Origin of the sequence: Mesorhizobium sp. WSM2561, assembly GCF_000513915.1 — a bacterium.
In the GTDB taxonomy this organism is placed as follows: Bacteria; Pseudomonadota; Alphaproteobacteria; order Rhizobiales; family Rhizobiaceae; genus Mesorhizobium; species Mesorhizobium muleiense.
Genome location: NZ_AZUX01000048.1, coordinates 11276 through 33321, shown reverse-complemented (window position 1 = coordinate 33321; position 22046 = coordinate 11276). Strand labels below are relative to the sequence as shown.

Genomic DNA, 22046 nt, shown 5'->3' with positions numbered 1-22046 from the left:
TGACACCACCGACATCGAAGCAAAAAGGGCGGCCGGCTGAGGCCCGCCGCCCATTGAAGATGCGACTATTGTACCGAAAATTCAGGCTTCCACCCATCGGGCGCGAAAATCTGTGTCGGGTCGATCTTGTCGATGTTGTCCTTGGTCACAATGCCCGGTGCGACCAGCAGAACCTTCTCATAGTCCTTCTTTTCCAAGGCACGCACCGCGAGGTCTACACTGATGCGCCCCATCATTACCGGATATTCGGCGGCGAAGCCAAGCACCTTGCCTTCCTTCACCAGCTTCATCATCGTCTGGTTCTCATAGGACGACATGATGACGACATCGTCACGGCCGGCGTCGGCGACGGCGCTGACGGCGGCCTCCGCAGCCGCGGCCCCACCCCAGATGACGTTGAGGTCGGGATAGGTCTGCAGGGCATCCTCGACGAGGCGTAGGCTCTGCGGAACCCCGGGCTCACCATAGAGCTCGGCCGCGAGCTTGATGTTTCCGGTTTTGGTGCTGTCGCGGAAGCCCGCCATGTAGCTCTCCGCCCAACCCGAACCCTGCGGGCCCGGCAGGCCGATTGCGGTGGTCTTTTTATCGCCGAGGTACTTCTTGAGGTATTCACCTTCCTGGAAACCCTTCTGGTAGGTGTCGGGGGTGATGCGCGCGGTGATCGGGGTTTCGAGAATGGGGTTGGCGACAGCGATCTGGACCAGGCCCTTGGCTGTGCCTTCCTTCAGCTTGGCGGCAAGACCTGCCTCCGAGATGGCGGCGACGAGGATGCCCTGAGCGCCAGACGCCACGCAGTCATCATATTGCGACAGCTGCTTGGGCAGCGCGTCGTAGCCCCCGGCCTGCAACACCGTCACCTTGACACCAAGGCGCTTTGCTTCTTCCACTATGCCATAGTCGACCGAGACCCAGTAGCTGTCCTTGAGATGCGGAAACAAAACGCACAGGTTCCAGGGCTTCTCCGCCTTCTCCAGCGGGACGTAGTCTATGGTCTCCACTTTCTTCAGATCGCCGCCCTTGGCCGCGTTGATCTTAAAGGGCCACCAGTCCTTGGCCTGGGCGGCATTGGGCAGGACGGCTACACCCGACAGGAAAGCCGCAGCGAGGACGGATTGGAAAGCGCGTTTTTTGGTCATGTAATTCCCCTTTTTCTATGTGGTTCCCCGGGTCCGGGAGCCGGCGATTTCGCCGGCTCCCCCAGTCTGCCTTGGGAGCAGAAGATTTGCTGATGCGTCGAAGTCACCGTCTAGGCGCGGGCGCCTTCCGGTCCGTCCGCGCTATTGCTCATTCACGGCGCCAGACTACTACTTATAAGTTATAAGTCAATAGGGCTTTCATTAGCTGATGCTGTTTTCAGCCCGGTCGGGGGTCTTCAATCCCGATTTCGCCGCTGCCGGCCGGCATCACGACGCCGTAGACGAGGCCGGAGAAAACTAGCGGTTCTGTCGACGGCGCGGCGCTTGAGGACCGTCGTCCACGTTGCTAATCATCGTTTCCGTTTGATGTGGTGCATTGGCCCAGAAGCGAGCCGCCGAAAACCGAGCGGTCGCAAATGCGTAATGGAGTGAATTGGAATGATCATCGTAACAGGTGCCACGCACGGGATAGGGCGGGCCTGCGTGGAGAAACTTGCGTCTGCCGGTTCCAGAGTGGTGGCCACCGGCCGAGATGCAGAAGCGGGCGCGATGCTCGAACGCGCCAATCACGGCGTCACGTTCGTCACCGGTGACGTCATACGTGAAGACCATTGCCGCAGTGTCATCGACCGCGCGCTTGAACTTGGCGACGGTCGGCTCGCGGGCCTCGTGAACAACGCCGGCATGTCGAAGCGCATTGCCTTCGCCTCCGCCACACAGGACGATTGGGATGAGGTCCTGGCTGTCAATGCACGCAGCGCCTTTTTCTTCATCCGCCATGCGCTCGAAGGCTTGCGGCACGGGAGGGGTTCAGTCGTCAATATCGCCAGCATTGCCGGAAAGACGGGCGAAGAAGGGCTCGCCGCCTACTGCGCCTCGAAGGCTGCGGTCATCGGCCTTACGCAGGCGCTCGCGCTGGAATTCGGCGAGGAGGTCCGCTTCAACGCTGTCTGCCCCGGCCAGATCGAAACGCGCATGATGGGCGGGATCATAAGCAATCCACTGCGCAAGAAGCAGCTCGAACTGCGAATCCCTGCCAACCGCTTCGGTGCCCCTGAAGAGGTCGCGGATGTCGTCGCTTGGTTGCTTTCGGATCAATCGACCTACGTCAACGGCACGGTGGTGACTGTAGACGGCGGGGAAACGGCCGGCCTGCGTACGCCGCGTGTCGCACAGGTCGATGGTGCTTAGAGGGCGTTCAGCTCAGTGGGAGCCGCGCTCCTCGAAATAGCGCAGAATCGGCGAGCCCCGCTTGATGTCGTTCTCGATCGCCTCGCGAGCCTTCTTTTTGTTGCCAGCCCTCAATGCCTCGATGAGATGGTCATGTTCATCCGCGCCGGTATAACCACGCGGAATTTCCCGGTAGTAGACGTTGAGGATTGGACCCATCGAGGCCCACATGCTTTCGATCTGTCCGATCAACATCGGCATACGCGACAGGCGGTAGACGCCGAAGTGAAAAGCGCGATTGGAGGATCGCGTTTCCTCGAGATTGCCGGCCTTTTCGCTTTTTACGAATGAGACGCGGAAGCTCTCAAGCTGTTCGAGATCGGCGGGGGTGACATGGTCGACAGCGTGTTCTGTCGCCAGCCCTTCAAGCGCCGTGCGGATCAGCTTGATCTGGATGTAGCGGGCGCGGCTGAGGTCCGGCACCGCAACGAACCTGCCAGAGCGCAATTCGAGCGCCTGCTCGCTGACGAGCCGCAGACAAGCTTCACGCACCGGCGTAATGCTGGTTCCGAGCTGCTCTGCAATATCCTGCATGAGGAGGCGATCGCCCGGTGCGAAATTGCCGATGATCAAGCCTTCCCGCACCTTGTTGTAAATCCGGGCGGAGAGGCTACCCACCTCACCGGGCTGCATCTCCAAAACGCCCATCGGAATTCTCCTCGTCTCTGTCCGGGGCCGGGGTTCAAACAACGGCTGAAGAAAGCGCCCCCAATGTCGAAATCGTCACGCTGTCCGATCAGGCGGGCGGGGGTTGAAGTACACGCATTTCACAAAATGACAACAATTATAAGATATCATTGGGGGCCAAATATAGTTTTTAGTGCGCGCGCTCCAAGTCAATTTTATAATAACGTATTGTAAAACGAGTAACGCTTTTATTGCCGATCGTGAAATGATTGTTGCAGGAATATGAACGTCAAGTAACCGGGAGGGTCCTGGCAATCAGATGGACAACAGAGGCGGGGTAGGAGCGGAGCCATGCCGTCGAGCGTTTGTATGAGATGATGTGGAGATGATGGGTGTACTAAAGGAGCATTGCGGCACTCTGCAATCTGTTAAAATTTCATTCTCTTTGACGGGCAATTTAACAACTTTTAACTTTTAATTACTCGATTTTAGAGCTTATTTTCGACTACTACAGCGGCTCCAACCCGGGCAAGCGGGTTAACCGAAAACCAATTTGCTGGTGCTTGTTGAGGATGCGACGGGCGTTGGCGGCGTGCACGCACGTGTGCGCCGGAAAAAACGGTTCCCCAACCGGAGATTGACATGGACTATGTGCAATATTTCGCCGAACGTATCGAACAACTCAAAGGCTGCGGCGACTATCGTGAATTTGCCGATCTGGAGCGTCAGTCTGGCAACTTCCCTAAGGCCTGGCTCAATGGGCCTGACGGCCGAAAAGAGGTTACCATTTGGTGCACTAACGATTATCTTGGCATGGGGCAGCACCCCAAAGTGCTGTCGGCGATGAAGCGCGCCATCGATGCCAACGGCGCAGGATCGGGTGGATCCCGCAACATTGGTGGCACCAATCATTATCATGTCCTGCTCGAGCGGGAGCTTGCGGATTTTCACGATAAGGAAGCAGGATTGATTTTTGTTTCCGGCTTCAGCTCGAACGATTCATCATTGAGTACATTAGCATCGTTGATGCCGAACACAGTTATATTTTCCGACGCGCACAACCATGCCTCGATTATCAGTGGATGCCGCAACAGCCGGGCGGAAAAGCGCGTCTTCCGGCATAATAATGTTGTGCATCTGAGGGAACTTCTGGGCAGTGTAGACCCTGCAAGACCCAAGATCGTTGTTTTTGAATCAGTGTATTCAATGGATGGTGACATCTCGCCGATCAAAGATATCTGTGACGCGGCGGACGAATTTGGCGCAATGACGTTTCTGGATGAAGTTCACGCGTCGGGGTTGTACGGTCCGGAAGGCGCCGGTATTGCCGCGGAACGTGGCATCATGAGTCGTCCAACCATCATCGAAGGGACGCTTGGTAAAGCGTTCGGCTCGATGGGCGGCTATGTGACCGGACCGGCTTCCATTGTTGATAGCATACGAAGCTTCTCGACTGGTTTCATTTTCACCACGGCGCTTGCGCCAGCGGTGGCGGCGGGTGCGCTGGCTGCGCTCCGCCATCTTCGCGGCTCAGATTCTGAACGAATTGCTCTACGTCGCCAAACAAACCTTTTAATGGGATTGCTGAAACAGGCGGGCATCCCGGTCATGCCGACTGAAAGCCACATCGTTCCCCTGCTGATCGGTGATCCATCCCGTTGCAAGGAAGCCTCCCGTCAGCTTTTGGATCAGCACGGGATATACCTTCAGCCAATTCTAGCGCCGAGTGTTCCGGCGGGAACCGAACGCTTTAGGGTGACGGTTACGCCCGCCCATAGCACGACAGATATTCGTACGTTTGTCGATGCGCTCAGCCAGGTTCTCCTGCGGGACAATCTTGCCAAGGTTGCTTGAGTCGTAAAGCAGCGGACGATAGGCGGCGCGGCCTCAGTCCTGACGGTGCCAGCCGGACAGACCCCAGTGGTTGAGCGCATTTTGAAGAATAAACCCGGGAGCGCACACGCAATGCTACGGCTACGGCGACGGCGGCGTCCATCCCGTCGATGAGATGTTGGATCGTAGGCCATTAAAGAGCTGATATCCGCTAGACGTACCTCTGCACAGAGGATTGGGCGGGTTGAAGAGTGGGCAGGCTGTTGATGAACTGTGGCGGCAGCTGGGTGATGACGCAGGCACGCATGGAGGACGATGCGGCCTGCGTGCTGGTCGTCATTGGCGCGATGCCGGAAGGCCGGAAGGAGCTGATCGGCTTCCTTGTGGTGTGCGTGAGAGCACCCAGAGCTTGCGCGAGTTGCTAGTCGGCCTGAAGGCGCGCGGACTTTCCATCGCCCCGGAGATCGCTGTGGGCGACGGCGCGCTCGGCTTCTGGAAAGCCCTCGAGGAGGTCTTTCCTGCAACCCGTCACCAGCGATTCTGGCAGGACAAGCTCGTCAATATCTTCGACAAAGTGCCGAAATCGGTGCAGCAGAACATGAAATCCGATCTGCGGAAATCGGTGACACCGAAGTAGTGCTGCATGTCTCGTTCAGCCGACGCTCGACCGTTGATTGGCTATAGGCCCACATGAAGGCAAGGTACTGGCCATGCTTTTCGGGGGGGCCCAGTTGGGGGCTGCCCGTCAAGTAGTGGATTTATCTTTTGATTCACCCGGAACCTGGCAATCAAAAGAGATGGGTCTGGAGGCAGCGCTCATAAGAGCCGTGCCCCGGGCGCGGAGCGCAAGCTCACGGGCAAGCAAAAAAGCCTAAGACGCTAGCTGGCTTTGATTGTAGGCCCGCAAGATCACAGCTCCCTTGAAAGGGGGCACCCCTCCGATGTGCAATGAGGCCCTCCTGCGACACCGCCGGTAACCAAAGCGTTGCAACAGATCCTTCAAATCAATTTACAAGGTCTTTACGACCGCCAGTCGTTGACAATGGTACGTTCACCGCAAGTCTGAGGTCAGGCACGGCCGAAAAAGTCGATCCCGATTGCGCTCGGACCGCCGCACAGCACGCAACATCGGAAGTAACAGAAAATGGTAAGAAGAGCACTCATCTTGGTTGAAGGCCATAGGGGTATTGGTCTGCTATACGTCCAAGCAGCTCAGCGTCTTGGTCTTCATCCAATTACTCTGTCAGCCGATCCAGCTCGGTACGCCTATCTTGCGACAGAAGGAATTGAGGCAATCCGTGTCGATACTGACAATTTCGAGGCGTTGATCCGCGAATGTTCCCGGCTGCGTGCGACCTACGACATTGCTGGCATTACTGGCTTTGCAGGGGACCACGAGTCGGTCTATGCGACAGTTGGCAAGCTCTGCCAACATTTCGATCTCCCGGGACCGAATCCTAAATCGATTGAACGATGCGGCGACAAATTCACTCAACGTCAGCTCCTCGCGCAGGCCGGCGTTCCAATACCTGCCTATCGGTTGGCCACGAATGCGGCCGAGGTAGAAAGCTCGGCTGCGGAGATCGGCCTGCCGGTGATTGTTAAGCCAGCCGCGGGCAGCGGCAGCTGCGGTGTCCGATTGTGCCGAAAGCTCGATGAGTTGGCCGAACATATGACCTATCTGTTGGGCGGAAAGCATATATGGCGGACTACGCCGAGAATACTCGTCGAAGAATTCGCACAAGGCCCGTTCTATAGCACTAATATAATGGGAAATGAGGTCGTTGGGATTTGCACCAATGACTTTGGTCCCCTCCCGCATTTCGTCATTCGCGAATGCACTTATCCCGCCCTGCTGACGGATGACGAGCAGAAGCGCCTGGCCGACGTTTCGCTGAGCTGTTTGCGAGCTCTCGGCCTTGGCTGGGGGCCAACGAACATTGAACTCCGGTGGACGATGCGTGGCCCGGTCGTCATTGAAGTCAATCCGCGCCTAGGTGGCATGCCCGATCCTCAACTGGTTCAATTGGCTTACGGTCTCGATCTCGTCATCGAGCACATCAAGCTTGTCATTGGCGAGGAATGGAACCTGCGCAAAAGGCATTCGCACACTGCGGCCGCGCGGTTCCTACTTCCCGATCAAGATGGCATCCTCGACTGGATCGGTGGCGACACTCAAGCGGCTGCTATACCAGGTGTCGCCGAGGTCAAATTGAATGTTGAACCCAAGACGCCGATCGTCAGGAAGGGCGATTTCCGAGATTGGATCGGACATGTCATTGTCACTTCACCTAGCCTTGCTGAAACGGAGGGTGCCCTTCAGCGCGCCGTCGACTTGATCGATTGGTCGATCACCCCTTTTCCGGCCGTTGGTGAATAACATGTCTATCCCTATGCTATATCGGCAAGGACCACCACGTGGCAAAGAGTGGTGCGAGAGAATGGAAGTGCCGCCGCGAGGCCCTAACATTCGTCTCTCCTCATTTGCCGTGCACCGCTAGGCCCAGACGATATATTGCGTCTACAATACATTTCCGCTGCTCTTCACGCGAACCTCAAATTACTTGCCTGCGATCTGCTGCGTCCGCCCTGAGCCAGAAGGGCATTCTGGTAAGATCATCGGGCATGATGAAGCTGATTGCGCCTTTGGCACCATCCCCGAGGGTTGGCCGACGTCATCAGCCGTGTATGCTGGCTCGATGGTGACTGAACGTTTCGATATAGAGAGCGGCCCCGACGGAACCTGGTCGGTGATCGACATCAAGACCGGGCTTCCCTACCAAGAAGTGGCCTGATTAGCCGCGACCCGAATACTTATTCGTCGTTGTCTCCGTCATCGTTTTCATCGTCCGGTCGGTTCCCAGCTGCATCCTGCTCGTCGACGTACGCCTGGCAGCCTTCGTTGAAAGATTGGCTGTCTCCATCGCAATCGCGTTCGTCAGTAATGTCGTTCCTTGCCGCCCAATCGTAGCCGGCCTCATGTCCGGAGCAATCATCAGTACACTCGTAGCCACGGAACGTCTCTTGTGCCGCTGCCGGAATAGCGAGCGAGCCGACCAGCGTTAGGGCACCTACCGCCGCAAGAATTCTGATCATCAAAAGGCACTCCTATCGCAAGCCATGGTGCCGCATATTTTGCGAGGATGGCGAAGATGAGGCTGGCAGCGTCCAGGCTCGTTCTGCCAAGGTGACGTGGGAGCTTCTGCGACCCCGATGCAGTGATGCAAAGGGCTCAGTGGCGATCCCCAACTGCCGAACTCGAAGCTCGCATCAGTCGGGAAATTCGCCTGCGGGCATCTTTGCTCGGCTTGCCGCCGAGCGAGATAGCCAAAGCGAGAGAGATTCAATTTAGAAACCACCCTCCTTAACTTGCGATGACCTCCGCGTAAGCATCCTATTTATGTCAACAAGGTCTAAGCTAATCTTCGCTGCATCAGTAGAGCTGCCGGCAGTGATCGGCGAGCCGCGCTCGATCTCCCTCGAACTTCACGGCGGCTTATACCGTCATTGTAAAGGCGTTCACTTTGAGCAGTCAGCGATCGCAAAAATAGAGCTCCGCAAGCGAGATGCCCCGCCATCCGTCAGGGCAGGGACAGCCGACCCTTTGATGAGTTCATCGTCGGAAAAAGAAGCTTGCCGACTGATCCCGCCTACGGGTCACCTCGGTCGGCCGCTCAATGGCAAGCTTGGTGCGAGGTGGAAGCTCTCCCACATGCAATTCGAGGAGGCGCTGGTCCAGCTCCTTGTCCGCCCCTGTGAGGCGATGGTTCAGGCGAAGGTAGTCCATCCAGGTCGGCGTGCGGAATGTCTCTGTCCAATGCAACGGCTCCTGCAGATCGCGCTGAAGGTTCCAGTGCCGAGCGCCGACCCGGCTTTGCACCCGGCGTCGTTCCCGCATGGGGTCCAGGAAAGCTTCGACGTTCGGCTCAGGTATTGAGTATTCGATCTTGACGACGATCGGGCCGCTTCTCGATTTCAGGTCGAGGGCGAGGTGTGGCGTTTCGAAGCCAAGAGAATCCTGGTCGGAGTCTTTCCATTGACGATAGTTCTCGGCCACCACGCGCCATAGCCAGCTGCCGGCCGCAATGCCGCCCGAGGAAAGGGCAGAGTAGATCGAGAGCGTGCGACCAACGACCCAGCGTGGGCTCGACAATTGCACGCTGACGTCTAGCCCCGTCCAGGTGACGACCCAGCCTGCGCCGCCCAGCGTCAAGGCAATAGCCGCCACGACCAGCGAAGACGTGGAAGCAAGAGCCAAGCAGCAGGCGGCGCAGGCGATGCATGCCAGTGTTGTCAGCCGCTCCTGCGACAGCGACCGTCTCAGCGCGTTGTTGGAAATGCCGGCGCACAAGGCGCCGGCGCCAAATCCGGCCATCAGGGTGCCATAAGCAATCGGGCCTCCTCCCAGCTGATCACGGGCGACCAGGGGGAGCAGCGCTAGGATCGAGATGCTCGTCAGCCCAAATAGGGTTCCCCGCGCGATTGCCGCCTTGATCTCTCCCGACAGCGCCGTGAAGCGCGCTCCGTCATGAATGGCCGTGCCCATTGGCTCACGGGGAAGAGGCGAAGAGCGACCGCTCCATTTGCAGAGGCCAATAGCCCACAGCATCGCGAAATAGGTCAGCGTCGCCACGGCGAAAGCCGTCAGTGGTCCGAACGAGGCGACAACGACGCCGCCGAGCGCCGGACCGATGCTTCGCATGGCGTTGTAGCCGACCGAGATCAGCGTGACCGCGGCCGGAACTTCGCGCTTTCGCAGGATGTCGCCAACCGAGGCGTGCCAGGCCGGATCAGTGAAGGCAGCGCCACATCCGGCCAGGCAGCTGAAGGCGAGGATCATCCACGGGATTGTAAACCCCCAGTCCGACAAGAGCAGTCAGCATGATCGACGAGGACACTATCACGCACAGCCGAGCGCCATGACATTGCGGCGGCTGAAATTGTCCGCAATCGCCCCGGCGAAGATCGAAAGGATGAATACGGGCAACGTCGTGGAGGTCTGCACCAAGGCGACCATTACGTCCGAAGTCGAAATGGTTGCCATCAGCCAGCTGATCGCAACGGTCTGCATCAGCCAGCCCAGGCTGGACACCTGTGCGGCAAGCCAGATCGCACGAAAGGTGGGGTTCTCCAGCGGTGCAAACGTCGCCGACGAAACCGAAGCCGCGTCATTGGGCCGAGCCTCTCTTTTCGTGGACAGATCAAGCTGGAGATTTCTCCTTTGGCGCACTTGCCTATGGAGAGTGGCAGGATCAGGGCATTATAGGTGCCGAGCCCAAGTAATTTTCGATGGCTGTTTCAAAGCCAAAACGAAACCGTTCTGCTGGAAAGACCTGGCCATCCATAGCCAAAGCGCCTCAGCGGCCCAATCGATCGGTTCTGCTGGAAGGTTTGAGCGGTGGCGATGTACCATTTCATGCGCCTATGGCTCGCGCCGCGCTTTGAGAAGACGGTGTTGAGGGGAGATCTGACGCAACTTTCGTTGCGTTCTGTGGCTGCCTTCATTAATCAAGCTGAACTTCGCAGAAGCCATCAAATCAGGAGCATTGCGTGACAGAAGAAGCCGAGGACAATACCGACGCCCTCATCGAGCTTACCGCCGACGTCGTATCTGCCTACGTTTCGAACAATCCAGTCCCCGTGGGCGAGCTTCCGGCCCTGATCGACCAAGTGCATGCCGCGCTGAAGGGCACGATCGGCGGCCCCCTCGCGAAGCCTGAAGCCCGCCGGCCTGCCGTTCCCATCAGGAAGTCGGTCACGCCCGACTACATCATCAGCCTGGAGGACGGAAAAAAGTTCAAGTCGCTGAAGCGGCATCTCGCGACCCACTATGGCCTTGCGCCCGACGAATACCGCGCCAAGTGGGGCCTGCCGGCAGACTATCCGATGGTAGCCCCGAATTATGCCGCGGCGCGCTCTGCTTTAGCCAAGACCATGGGCCTCGGTAGAAAGCCTGGTCAGACCGAACAGGCTGTACCTGCAAAGAGGGCCGGCAAAAACGGCGCGGCTTGAGCGTTGTTCGGGCGCGCTGACCGAAAGGCCGGGAGAACCCCGCCTTTCGCTCCGAACGGTCCGGTTTTAAGACGTACAGGCTCGCCGTCGGTTGCTCCTACGCATGCGCAAGAGGCAGTCAGCTTACTTTGCTGAGATTGCCGGCTGAGGATTTCCCGGTGCGGCGGTCCTGCTCGATCTCGTAATTGACCTTTTGGCCGTCAGCGAGCGTCGAAAGACCCGCACGCTCCACAGCGGAAATGTGGACAAAAACGTCCGGGCCACCCCCATCGGGTTGGATGAACCCGAAGCCCTTCGTGCTGTTGAACCACTTCACAGTTCCTGTCGCCATTCATTTTTCCTTTGCAACGATTGCAGCGGAGGTTGGCTTATCGCCAACCCGGTTAACGTTGAGACCGGGAGATAGGCGCAGCAAAATCAAGAAATCGCAAGACCCCCCGATCGTGGAAAATCGATTGCCGCGTTCGGATGCGCCCAAACGGGAGTTTGCGCGCGAGGATGTCTGCGAGCGACAGAGCCTTGGCCTTCGTGATCGCGCTCTATGAGCTCTCGATCTCCCTCCTTTTCTGGCGTTAGCCACCGCGGGTGTCGCGTTTGGCATAGATTTGTGCAAGTGCGAAGAACAAAAAGGACCCTACGGGTACGCGGTTGACGCGCGGCCCAGCATAGTCCACCTTCATTCAATCGGTTTAATAGCGTGGCGCGCGGCCACGCCCCAGAACATGCACGACCAGGCAACACAAACCAAAAAGAGCAGCGCCTCCCGGAAGGGCCGCGACATCAATGTGGACTTGATCGCGGTGGTCGCTGCCGTGACCGACCGAGAGCCGTGCGTGCTCACCGTCGGGCAGCGGGATGCGCTGCCCTCCGGTCCGTTCGAGCTCAGTCACCGTTCGCTGCAGTCGGGGCTGAGGGGCTGGGTCGAACAACAAACAGGCCACCCGCTGGGCTACATCGAGCAGCTCTATACGTTCGCCGACCGCGACCGGATCAGCGCCGCGCGCGAGCAGCGCAACATCTCCATCAGCTATCTCGCGCTGACCCGGCAGGAAGCTATGGCGGTGCCGGGCAAGTCCCACTGGAAAAGCTGGTATGAGTATTTTCCCTTGGAAGACCATCGATCCGGCACGCCGGAGGCGCTGAATGTCTTGCGGCCGCGCCTGATTGCCTGGGCGAAGGGCGCCAGCAACGCTGCCGCGCGGCGCGAACGCCGACAACGCGCCGCGATTGCCTTCGCCTTCGACGGCCGTGCCTGGAACGAAGACCTCACTCTCCAGCGCTACGAGCTGCTCTATGAGGCCGCGCTGGTCGAAGAGGCCGGTGGCGGGCCGGAAACAACTCTCCCGGCGGTCGTGTCGGGCAAGGCGATGGTCGCCGACCATCGCCGTATCTTGGCGACAGGGATCGCGCGGCTGCGCTCCAAGATCAAATACCGGCCGGTGGTGTTCGAGCTCATGCGGCCGACCTTCACGCTGCTCCAGCTGCAGCGAACCGTCGAGGCCCTTGCTGGCAGGCTCATCAACAAGCCGAACTTCCGCAGGCTTGTCGAGCAGCAGGAGCTGGTCGAGGAGACCGGCGAGACGTCCCTCGATACGGGCGGCCGGCCGGCAAAGCTCTATCGCTTCCGCCGCGACGTCCTCGACGACAGGGCTGTTGCTGGGACAAAATTGCCACTGACGCGGGCTTGACAGCGTTATAGTCACCGTAGATATAAACCGCTTATTGTCACTCGGAATATAAGCGGAGGCGCGGATGATTGGCGCGTTACCTACGGCCGCGTCGCTTTATGAGCGCGTCCGGCGGGTGATCCCGTCGATCGAATGGCCGGCGTTTGCCGATGACATCGACGCCATCCTGGCGCTGAAGCGCGAGCGCAACGCCGTCATCCTGGCGCACAACTACCAGACCCCAGAAATCTTCCATTGCGTGGCCGACATCGTCGGCGACAGCCTGGCGCTCGCCCGCGAGGCCATGACGGTCGAGGCTGAAGTGATCGTGCTCGCTGGCGTGCATTTCATGGCGGAAACCGCCAAGCTTCTCAATCCCGGCAAGACCGTGCTCATTCCAGATCTTGCCGCCGGCTGTTCTCTGGCCGACTCGATCACGGCCGAGGACGTGCGCCTGATGCGGCAGCGCTATCCCGGTGTTCCGGTCATCACCTACGTCAACACGTCCGCGGCCGTGAAGGCAGAGTCCGACATCTGCTGCACCTCCGGCAATGCGCTCGCAGTGGTGAAATCGCTCGGCGCGCCGCGCGTGATCATGCTGCCCGACGAATATCTGGCAAAGAACATCGCAGCGCAGACAAAGGTCGAGATTATAGCCTGGAAGGGACGCTGCGAAGTACATGAACGCTTCACGGGGGCCGACATTCGCGAACTGCGGGACGCGCATCCGGGCGTCATCGTGCTTGCGCATCCCGAATGTCCGCCGGAGGTCGTTGCCGAAGCCGATTTCGCCGGCTCGACGGCGGCCATGTCCGACTATGTCGGGCGGCATAAACCGGCGCGTGTGGTGTTGATGACGGAATGCTCGATGAGCGACAACGTCGCGGTCGAGCATCCGGACGTGGATTTCGTGCGCCCATGCAATCTCTGCCCGCACATGAAGCGCATCACGCTCGCCAAGATCCGGACCGCGCTCGAGGAAAACCGTCACATCGTCACGATCGATCCGCGTGTCGCTGAGCGGGGCCGCTGGGCCGTCGAGCGCATGCTCTTCGTATGACGCCGGACATCCATGACATTCGCGGGGCGCCTGTCATCATCGGCGCGGGCCTCGCCGGCCTGATGACGGCGCTTCATCTGGCGCCGCAGCCGGTCATCCTTCTCTCCAGCACGCCACTTGGAACGGATGCCTCGAGCACGCTCGCTCAGGGCGGGGTCGCAGCCAGCCTCGGGGAGGACGACAGTCCCGAGCTGCACCTCGCCGATACGCTTGCCGCCGGCGATGGTCTTTGCGACGAAGCGGTGGCCAGGCGGGTTGTCGAGGCCCTACCCTCAGCCATCGACCGCCTCATTCGTCTAGGTGCTCCCTTCGACCGCGCATTGGACGGGAAGCTGCGGCTTGGCCTGGAGGCGGCCCATTCGCGACGCAGAATCGTGCACGCCGCGGGCGACGCCACTGGCCGCGAGCTGTTCCGGGCGCTGCTGGCCGTGGCGCGGCGGACGCGTTCGATCACGATCATGGAAGGCATGACAGCCCATCGCCTCGTCGTCGCGGAGGGCAGCATTGTCGGACTTTTGGGGGTCCTACACACAGGAGTCCTCGCATTGCCCACGCGGCGCGTGGTTCTGGCGACGGGCGGTATCGGCGGCCTCTTTCACGACACAACGAACCCGCTTTCCTCCAACGGGCACGGCCTGGCACTCGCCGCCTGCGCCGGCGCGGAGCTCGCCGATCTCGAATTCGTGCAGTTTCACCCGACCGCACTCGATACTTCGCGCCGGCCGATGCCGCTTGTCAGTGAAGCGGTGCGCGGCGAAGGCGCGGTGCTGGTGGATGAGCATGGCCATCGCTTCCTTGCCGACACGCCCGGCGCCGAGCTCGCATCGCGCGATGTGGTGGCGCGGGCGATCTCCGATCAACTCGCCTGCGGGCATCGTGTGTATCTCGACGCCCGGCAATGCCTCGGCCTAAAATTCGCAAAACGTTTCCCGGCGATCGATGCGGCTTGCAAGCAGGCCGGCATCGATCCGGCCATGGAGCCGATCCCGGTGCGTCCTGCGGCTCACTATCACATGGGCGGCGTGGCGGTTGACTCGGAAGGGCGCAGTTCCGTCTCCGGCCTGTGGGCATGCGGCGAAGTCGCATGCACCGGACTGCATGGCGCCAACCGGCTCGCCAGCAACTCGCTGGCCGAAGCGGTTGTGACAGCTGCCTGGGTTGCTAAAAGCGTCGCCGGCACTTGCGCGGGCTGGCAGTGGCCCAGGCTACCCGCAATCGTTCCACTGGGACCCGACCCTTCGTCTATACGCGAACGCGCCTCCAATGCGCTTGGCATTGTCCGCAATGGCAAGGCGATGCGCGAAGCGGTCGCTAACTTGCTGCCGATCGCCGTCAGCGAGACGGCGGCGGCCGACCCGGCGCTGGTTGCGCTGTTGATCGCGATCGCGGCATTGCGGCGCGAGGAAAGCCGCGGATCCCATTACCGATCCGATTTTCCCGGGCGCCATGCGAACGCCCTTCCCTCGCGACTGACGCTGTGCACAGGCTTTGAGAATGCCGTCGCGCTCAACTGGCACGCATCCGAACGGAGCTGTTGATATGACTTCCCTTGCACCGCTTCCGCAGATCATCATGGAGCCGATTGTCCGCAATGCCCTTCTGGAAGATCTGGGCAGAGCCGGCGACTTAACGAGCGATGCGATCATCCCTGCCGATTGCAAGACGACGTTTGCGTTGAATGCCCGGCAGGCTGGCGTTGTTGCCGGGCTCGATCTGGTCATGTTTGCCTTTCTGCTGATCGATCCCGGGATCAGCATGCAGTTGCGGTGTCCCGAGGGTGGCAAAGTGTCAGTCGGCGAAACCATCGCCATCGTAAACGGGCCGGCGCGCAGCCTGCTGACGGCCGAGCGGACAGCGCTCAATTTTCTTTGCAAGCTGAGCGGCATCGCAACGGCCACGGCCTCGCTCGTAACCGCGGTGCGCGGCCATAACGCAAAGATCGTGTGCACGCGAAAGACGACGCCGGGCCTGCGTGCGCTGGAGAAATACGCCGTGCGCGCCGGCGGCGGCGCCAATCACCGCTTCGCGCTCGACGACGCCGTGCTCATCAAGGACAACCACATCGCCATTGCCGGCGATATCCGCACTGCAATCGAGCGGGCGCGCGGCGCCGTTGGCCACATGGTCAAGATCGAGGTCGAGGTCGACACGCTGGAACAGCTCGAGATGGCGCTCCAGGCGAGCGTCGACGCCGTCCTCCTCGACAACATGTCGGTCGAGGAGCTTTCCCAGGCTGTGGCGATGGTCGGCGGCCGCGCTGTGACTGAAGCCTCCGGTCGGATAACGCGGGCCAGCGCTGCGGCAATTGCGGCGACCGGCGTCGACCTCATTTCGGTCGGCTGGCTCACCCACAGCGCTCCCATCCTCGACATCGGCCTCGACATGCCAGCCGACCGGAATTGCAGCAGGCATCTGAACTGAGGAAGAGGTCATGGATCGGGATCGCAGGAACTCCTTTGGCCGCAGACCAACCTGCGCCAATACCCCCGCAGTTCCACCGACTGCCGACGCAAGCCTGCTCGCTGCCAGGCGACGCGTTTCAACGGCCGAGGCGGGTGCGAGCGGCCAGCAAGGAACAGAAGGTCGCGTCGAAGCTCTTGGCCTCATCATCTGCCGGCTGGACGAGATGCGCCAGTTGGCGGCCTCTCACGGGCTGGAGCTTATCGGCTATCTTCTGGATGTCGCCTTCACGGAATCCTGTGACGCGAGCGTTCATCCGCTCAAGGCCAAGAGACCCTGCGATAGGCGCCGAGACGACCAAGGAGCGCGAGACGCGTGGACCAGGACTGCAAGTCGTTCTGGAGAAAACGCATGCGCAAACTCGTCGCCGGCAAGCTCCACGGCATATACGTCTCCGAAGCCAACCTGGACTACCATGGCTCAAACACACTTCGACCCTGACCATTGCGAGGAAGCAGGCATCCTGCCGATGGAATTCGTCGAGATCTGGAACAAGAATTCGGGCGCACGGATCTCGACCTATGTGATCCTCGGTGAGCGCGGATCGCGCTGCTGCATCCTCAACGGGGCTGCGGCGCGCACCTGCCAGGCTGGCGATCAAGTCATCATCTGCAACTCAGTTTATATCCAGGAGACAGAGTTGACCGCGCTTAACCCGCGCGTGCTGACCTTTGACAAGGACAATCGCCTCGTTGATCGACTGACCTTTTCGGTCAGACGCAACGGCGACGAAGGCTACAGCTTTTCCATCCTCGACGAGGCCAGCAATGCCCTGCCCGTACCAGCGCTGGTGGGCAGGTCATGACGGATCAGGCCGGCCGAGGCCAAGGACTTCTCCGCTGAACGGGACGCACAGCGAACGCTTTTTACAATGGAGGTGGAATGAACAGCGAATTGTACCCGAACGCTGCGGCAAGCTCAGCCGACGGAGTGTCCCAGCAATGGACCCGCGAGGCGGCTGAGGCTATCCACGACTTGCCCTTCAACGACCTGCTCTTCCTGGCGCAGACGATTCATCGCCAGAATTTCGACCGAAACCAGGTGCAGCTGTCGCGCCTCCTCTCGATCAAGACCGGCGGCTGCCCGGAAGATTGCGGCTATTGCAGCCAATCCGCGCAGCACCAATCGGGCCTCGAGGCCTCCAAGTTGCTGGATGTTCAACGCGTCATCGCCGAGGCCAGAAAGGCGCGGAACGCAGGTGCCACGCGCTACTGCATGGGAGCCGCCTGGCGCAGCCCAAAGGCCCGCGACATGGGCGCCGTCGTCGCCATGGTCGAGGGTGTGAAGGCTCTCGGCATGGAGACATGCATGACGCTGGGCATGCTCGACCTCGACCAAGCGCACCGGCTCAAGGAGGCCGGCCTCGACTATTACAACCACAACGTCGACACCTCCGAGCGATATTATAAAGAGATCATCTCGACCCGGACCTTTGCCGACCGGCTGGAAACGCTCGCCAATGTCCGCGAGGCCGGCATCAATGTCTGTTGCGGCGGCATTGTCGGCATGGGCGAGGAGAAGGCCGACCGTATCGACATGCTGGTGATGCTTGCCAACCTGCCGGAGCCGCCCGAGAGCGTGCCGATCAACATGCTGATTCCTATGCCCGGCACGCCGCTGGCCGAGGCGCCACCGATCGAGCCGATCGAATTCGTTCGCATCATCGCACTCGCCCGCGTCCTGATGCCGAAGTCCGATGTGCGCCTATCCGCCGGCCGTACGGCGATGAGCGATGAGATGCAGGCGCTGTGCTTCTTTGCCGGGGCAAACTCCATCTTCGTCGGCGACACGTTGCTGACCGCCGGAAATCCCGAAGAATGCAAGGACAGTGCCCTGTTGCGCCGGCTCGGCATCAAGCCGATTGCGCGCAAAGCCCTGTGAACGGGCGGGTGTTGCTCGACCGCTACGAGGCCAGCCTGCGCGGGCTCGCCCGCAAGAACCGATTGCGGACCTTGAGCACCCGCTCAGGGCTCGACTTCGCCTCCAACGACTATCTCGGCCTGGCGCGCTCAAGACGCATGGCGCAGGCGCTTGCGGCAGCGCTCGCCGCCGGCACGCCTGTCGGTGCGACCGGCTCGCGGCTGTTGCGCGGCAACACGCCTGAGCACGAGGCGCTCGAAGCCAAGGCGGCTGACTTCTTCGGGGCCGAGCGCGCTTTGTTTTTCGGCAGCGGCTATGTCGCCAATTTCGCGGTGCTGACGACCTTGCCCCAGAAGGGCGACCTGATCGTGCTGGACGAACTCAACCATGCCAGCGCGCACGAGGGGGCACAAGCGGGCCGTGCCGAAGTGATGGAAGCCACGCACAACGATGCCGATGCGGTAAACGACGCAATCCGTGCCTGGCGTGCAAAGGGCGGCAGCGGTCGTGTCTGGATCGTGGTCGAGAGCCTCTACAGCATGGATGGCGACCGGGCTCCGCTGGGCGAACTGATCGAGGTCGCCGACCGTCACGATGCATTCCTGTTCGCCGACGAGGCGCACGCCACCGGCGTCTATGGTCCCGGCGGGCGCGGTCTCGCCCACCATCTCGAGGGCCGCGATAATGTCCTGGTGCTGCACACCTGCGGCAAGGCGTTGGGAGGATCGGGGGCGCTGGTCACCGCGCCGGCTGTGCTTTGCGATTATCTCGTCAACCGCTGCCGTCCCTTCATCTATGCCACCGCACCCTCGCCGCTCATGGCAGTGGCGGCGGCAACGGCCCTCGCCATCGTCGCCGATGAGCCGGAGCGACGTGAGCGGCTGGCCAGCCTGGTCGCGCTTGCAGGCAAGAGGGCCGAGGCGCTGGGCCTGCCTGCGAGCGGCTCGCAGATCCTGCCCGTCATCGTCGGCGACAATGCCCGCGCCATGGCGCTGGCTGAGGCGTTGCAGGCGCGCGGGTTCGACGTGCGCGGCATCCGTCCGCCAACCGTGCCAGAAGGCACCGCGAGGCTGCGCATCTCGCTGACGCTGAATGTCGGCGAGGCCGACGTTTCGGCGCTGTTCGATGCGCTTGCCGCGGAATGGGAGCGCACGCCATGACGGTCCAGATCGTTGTCACCGGCACCGACACCGGCGTCGGCAAGACGGTGTTCGCGGCGGGGCTGACCGGCCTGCTTGACGGCATTTACTGGAAGCCCGTGCAATCGGGCACCTGCGAAGAAACCGACAGCGAGGTTGTTTCCCTGCTCGCCGATCTGCCTGCAGTTCGTGTGCTGCCGGAAGCCTGGCGCCTCCGCCAGCCGCTATCGCCACATCTTGCCGCCAAGTTGGACGGCGTGGAAATCGATGCACAGGCACTGTCACTGCCCGCGACGGACAGACCACTGGTTGTGGAAGGCGCCGGCGGGCTGATGGTGCCGCTCAACAGGCGCGCGCTCTACATCGACGTCTTCGCGCGATGGAACGCGCCGGTGGTGCTCTGCGCCCGCACCACCCTCGGCACCATCAATCATACGCTGCTTTCCGTCGAGGCTCTTCGCTCCCGCTCGATACCCCTGCTCGGCATCGCGTTCGTCGGCGACAGGATGGTCGACACGCAAAAAACGATCGCCGAATTGGGCAAAGTTCGCGTGCTTGGGCGTCTGCCGCTCCTGGAATCCCTGACGCCCAGTACACTCTCCGCCGCCATGCGCACCTCATTCAATGCCGACGACTTCGAGAAAATCCGGCCATGAGCTCCGCTGTCTGGCACCCCTTCACCCAGCACGCGCTCGAACCGGCCATGCCGTCGATCGCGCGGACCGGGGGCGCTTATCTGGAAACGGCTGACGGAAGGACCATCCTCGATGCCATCTCCTCCTGGTGGGTCATCACGCACGGCCACCGCCATCCAAAGATCATGGCGGCGATCCGACACGCGACCGAGACACTCGACCAGGTGATCTTTGCCGGGCTCAGCCACGAGCCCGCAGAGCAATTGGCCTCGGCCCTGGTCGACATGACGCCCGCGGGTCTCGATTGGGTCTTTTATTCCGACAGCGGCTCGACCAGTGTCGAGGTGGCGCTGAAAATGGCGCTCGGCTTTCACCGCAACAACGGCGCGCCGCGCTCGCGCATCGTCGTTATGGAGCACAGCTATCATGGCGACACGATCGGCACGATGAGCGTCGGCGCGCGTGGCGTCTTCAATGCAGCCTATGAGCCCTTGCTGTTTGCGGTCGACACCATCCCCTTCCCCACCGCAGGCCACGAGCAGAAAACGCTCGACATCTTCGAACAGCTGACGCGCGGCCGCGGGGTTGCTGCACTGATCATCGAGCCGCTGGTACTCGGCGCCGGCGGGATGCTCATGTATCCTGCCTGGGTTCTTGCCGAGCTTAAACGCATTGCCGAGCATTCTGAAACGCTTGTCATTGCCGACGAAGTCATGACCGGCTGGGGCCGCACCGGTACCACGTTCGCCTGCGAACAGGCGGCGATCGCGCCCGACATATTGTGCACGTCCAAGGGTCTGACTGGTGGCTCGTTGCCGCTTGCGGCGACGCTTGCCACCGATGCGATCTTCCGCGCCCATTTTTCCCGGGATCGGGCCAGGACCTTCTTCCATTCAAGTTCTTACACGGCAAATCCAATCGCTTGCGCGGCGGCACTTGCGAATATCGCCATCTGGAAGGATGACCCCGTGGCGGAGCGTGTGGCCGCCCTGTCGCGGATGCAGGCGGACAAGGTTGCGCGGTTCGACAAGGATCCGCGCTTTGAGAATGTGCGTGCGACAGGCACAATTGCCGCGCTCGACCTGCGCGTCGGCACTGCAGGCTATCTGGCCGAGGTCGGCCCAAGGCTGCGCGCCTTCTTCCTCGAGCGCGGGTTGCTAATAAGACCACTTGGCAATGTCATCTACGTGCTGCCACCTTATTGTGTGACATCGGACAAACTCGACCAACTCTACGGGACAATAGACGACGCAGCCGATCTTGCGAGCGACGGCATATGAAACGCACGGCGCGCATCAGAGGCTTTGGCCATCACTTGCCAGCGCGCAAGGTTGGCAATGCGGAGATCGAGGCGAGCCTCGGTCTGGAAACCGGCTGGATCGAGGGGCGCACCGGAATCCGGTCACGCTTCTGGGCAGAACCAGACGACACGCTCTCCGGCCTGGCGACACAAGCAGGCGACATGGCGTTGAAGGCAGCAGGTGTTGATCGCAAGGACATCGGTCTGCTTTTGCTCGCCACTTCGACGCCGGATCACCTCCTGCCGCCCAGCGCACCATTGGTAGCGCACAGGCTTGGCCTCGAAAATGCCGGCGCGGTCGACCTTGCCGGTGCGTGCGCGGGATTCATCTATGCCATGACCTTTGCCGACGGATTTGTCCGCCTGCACAACAAGCCAGCCATCGTCATCGCAGCCAACATATTGAGCCGTCGGATCAATCCGGCCGAACGTGCAAGTGCCGTGCTGTTCGCCGATGCCGCAGGTGCGGTGGTGCTCGCCCCTTCAGGGAATCCCGGCCATGGCATACTCGGCTCCTCGCTTGCCTCGGACGGCTCCGCTTATGGCCTGATCCATATTCCGGCGGGCGGCAGCAACCGTCCGTTTGCTGACGAGATTGATATCGCCGAAACCCGCATGACCATCGCGAACGGCCGAGAAGTCTTCTTCAAAGCTGTGGAGATGATGAGCCACTGTTCCAGGCAGGCGCTGATGGCAGCCGGCCTCACGCCGGCAGACGTGGCCCGCTTTGTGCCTCACCAGGCAAATGCCCGTATCTGCGACGCGGTCGGCAAGTCGCTCGGCATCGAGGACTCCCGCATCGTCAAAACCATCAGCAATTATGGCAACTCGTCAGCCGCAACCATTCCGCTGTCGCTGTCGATCGCGCACAGCGCCAATCCGATTCAGCGGGGCAAGAAATTGCTGCTGGCGGCGGCCGGTGCCGGCCTCGCCGGTGGGGCATTGGTGGTTGGCTTTTAGCCCGGACCGATCTGTGTTTTGATGGCGCTGGACGATCACATTTTGTAGAGTTCGGTCCGTCGCCCCTTGAAACAGGCTGGGCTGGGAAGTGAACGGGAACCTGGCCGACCATCTCGAATTCGCCGAC

The 22046-nt window shown here is 60.9% G+C and carries 19 protein-coding genes and 3 pseudogenes; 16 read left to right on the top strand and 6 right to left on the bottom strand.

The features are described from left to right. Window positions 1-65: 65 nt before the first annotated feature. Window positions 66-1136, bottom strand: a complete 1071-nt coding sequence (gene torT / locus M727_RS0128560) for a TMAO reductase system periplasmic protein TorT (RefSeq protein WP_084646941.1) — start codon at window positions 1134-1136, stop codon at window positions 66-68. Between the two features lie 438 nt (window positions 1137-1574). Between torT and M727_RS0128550 the strand changes: the two genes are divergently transcribed. Next, window positions 1575-2327 carry an SDR family oxidoreductase gene (locus M727_RS0128550; RefSeq protein ID WP_027155484.1) on the top strand — a complete coding sequence of 251 codons (753 nt, stop codon included), beginning with the start codon at window positions 1575-1577 and terminating at the stop codon, window positions 2325-2327. 12 nt (window positions 2328-2339) lie between these two features. Here the strand turns inward: M727_RS0128550 and M727_RS0128545 are convergent, their stop codons facing one another. Beyond that, window positions 2340-2999, bottom strand: coding sequence for an FCD domain-containing protein (locus M727_RS0128545; protein ID WP_245269034.1), 660 nt, complete (start codon window positions 2997-2999; stop codon window positions 2340-2342). A 636-nt stretch (window positions 3000-3635) separates the two neighbouring features. Here M727_RS0128545 and hemA point away from each other — a divergent pair. The 4 genes and pseudogenes from hemA to M727_RS41870 all read left to right on the top strand — a co-directional run bounded on the left by hemA (window position 3636) and on the right by M727_RS41870 (window position 7621). Beyond that, entirely contained in the window at window positions 3636-4847 is a 1212-nt protein-coding gene (hemA, locus tag M727_RS0128540) for a 5-aminolevulinate synthase (RefSeq protein ID WP_027155482.1), read from the top strand. 275 nt (window positions 4848-5122) lie between these two features. Continuing rightward, window positions 5123-5445 (top strand): annotated as a pseudogene (locus tag M727_RS40705) (transposase); the annotation flags it as partial. A 525-nt stretch (window positions 5446-5970) separates the two neighbouring features. Continuing rightward, complete coding sequence (locus M727_RS0128525) at window positions 5971-7206, top strand: acetyl-CoA carboxylase biotin carboxylase subunit family protein (RefSeq protein ID WP_027155480.1); 1236 nt, start codon at window positions 5971-5973, stop codon at window positions 7204-7206. Window positions 7207-7390: 184 nt separating this feature from the next. Beyond that, on the top strand, window positions 7391-7621 hold the full coding sequence (locus tag M727_RS41870) for a hypothetical protein (protein ID WP_156941663.1): 231 nt from the start codon (window positions 7391-7393) through the stop codon (window positions 7619-7621). A 19-nt stretch (window positions 7622-7640) separates the two neighbouring features. Here M727_RS41870 and M727_RS0128515 read toward each other — a convergent pair whose 3' ends face one another. Both M727_RS0128515 and M727_RS37840 read right to left on the bottom strand, forming a co-directional pair. After that, window positions 7641-7922, bottom strand: coding sequence for a hypothetical protein (locus M727_RS0128515; RefSeq protein ID WP_027155479.1), 282 nt, complete (start codon window positions 7920-7922; stop codon window positions 7641-7643). A gap of 517 nt (window positions 7923-8439) precedes the next feature. After that, a pseudogene (locus tag M727_RS37840) lies at window positions 8440-10026 on the bottom strand (MFS transporter). Window positions 10027-10376: 350 nt separating this feature from the next. Here M727_RS37840 and M727_RS0128500 point away from each other — a divergent pair. Then, window positions 10377-10838, top strand: a complete 462-nt coding sequence (locus M727_RS0128500; protein ID WP_027155478.1) for a MucR family transcriptional regulator — start codon at window positions 10377-10379, stop codon at window positions 10836-10838. Window positions 10839-10956: 118 nt separating this feature from the next. On the opposite strand, the gene M727_RS0128495 is transcribed toward M727_RS0128500, so the two are convergent. Then, window positions 10957-11169: a cold-shock protein gene (locus M727_RS0128495; RefSeq protein WP_027155477.1), complete on the bottom strand. Its 213-nt coding sequence runs from the start codon at window positions 11167-11169 to the stop codon at window positions 10957-10959. Window positions 11170-11560: 391 nt separating this feature from the next. Here M727_RS0128495 and M727_RS0128485 point away from each other — a divergent pair, with 391 nt between their 5' ends. The 4 genes from M727_RS0128485 to nadC all read left to right on the top strand — a co-directional run bounded on the left by M727_RS0128485 (window position 11561) and on the right by nadC (window position 15986). Beyond that, a complete protein-coding gene (locus M727_RS0128485) occupies window positions 11561-12526 on the top strand; it encodes a membrane protein (RefSeq protein WP_027155476.1) in 966 nt (321 codons plus the stop codon). 64 nt (window positions 12527-12590) lie between these two features. Beyond that, window positions 12591-13565 (top strand): quinolinate synthase NadA, encoded by a 975-nt coding sequence (gene nadA / locus M727_RS0128480; protein WP_027155475.1) that lies wholly within the window; start codon window positions 12591-12593, stop codon window positions 13563-13565. Beyond that, the gene (locus tag M727_RS0128475; protein ID WP_027155474.1) at window positions 13562-15103 is read left to right on the top strand and encodes an L-aspartate oxidase; all 1542 of its coding nucleotides are present in this window, start codon (window positions 13562-13564) and stop codon (window positions 15101-15103) included. Before nadA ends, M727_RS0128475 begins: the two co-directional genes overlap by 4 nt. Before the next feature lies 1 nt (window position 15104). Continuing rightward, window positions 15105-15986: a carboxylating nicotinate-nucleotide diphosphorylase gene (gene nadC / locus M727_RS0128470; protein WP_027155473.1), complete on the top strand. Its 882-nt coding sequence runs from the start codon at window positions 15105-15107 to the stop codon at window positions 15984-15986. Window positions 15987-16104: 118 nt separating this feature from the next. Here the strand turns inward: nadC and M727_RS41865 are convergent, their stop codons facing one another. Next, window positions 16105-16281, bottom strand: coding sequence for a hypothetical protein (locus M727_RS41865; RefSeq protein WP_156941662.1), 177 nt, complete (start codon window positions 16279-16281; stop codon window positions 16105-16107). Window positions 16282-16376: 95 nt separating this feature from the next. Here M727_RS41865 and panD point away from each other — a divergent pair. From panD to M727_RS0128435, 6 genes and pseudogenes are all read left to right on the top strand, one after another. After that, window positions 16377-16830, top strand: a pseudogene (panD, locus tag M727_RS37835) (aspartate 1-decarboxylase). 77 nt (window positions 16831-16907) lie between these two features. Beyond that, window positions 16908-17906, top strand: a complete 999-nt coding sequence (gene bioB / locus M727_RS0128455) for a biotin synthase BioB (protein ID WP_027155472.1) — start codon at window positions 16908-16910, stop codon at window positions 17904-17906. After that, a complete protein-coding gene (locus M727_RS0128450; protein WP_027155471.1) occupies window positions 17903-19045 on the top strand; it encodes an 8-amino-7-oxononanoate synthase in 1143 nt (380 codons plus the stop codon). The genes bioB and M727_RS0128450 overlap by 4 nt, the downstream gene beginning before the upstream one ends. Continuing rightward, entirely contained in the window at window positions 19042-19680 is a 639-nt protein-coding gene (gene bioD / locus M727_RS0128445) for a dethiobiotin synthase (protein ID WP_027155470.1), read from the top strand. Before M727_RS0128450 ends, bioD begins: the two co-directional genes overlap by 4 nt. Next, on the top strand, window positions 19677-20939 hold the full coding sequence (locus M727_RS0128440; RefSeq protein ID WP_027155469.1) for an adenosylmethionine--8-amino-7-oxononanoate transaminase: 1263 nt from the start codon (window positions 19677-19679) through the stop codon (window positions 20937-20939). The genes bioD and M727_RS0128440 overlap by 4 nt, the downstream gene beginning before the upstream one ends. After that, a complete protein-coding gene (locus M727_RS0128435; RefSeq protein ID WP_027155468.1) occupies window positions 20936-21919 on the top strand; it encodes a beta-ketoacyl-ACP synthase III in 984 nt (327 codons plus the stop codon). The genes M727_RS0128440 and M727_RS0128435 overlap by 4 nt, the downstream gene beginning before the upstream one ends. Window positions 21920-22046 lie beyond the last annotated feature (127 nt).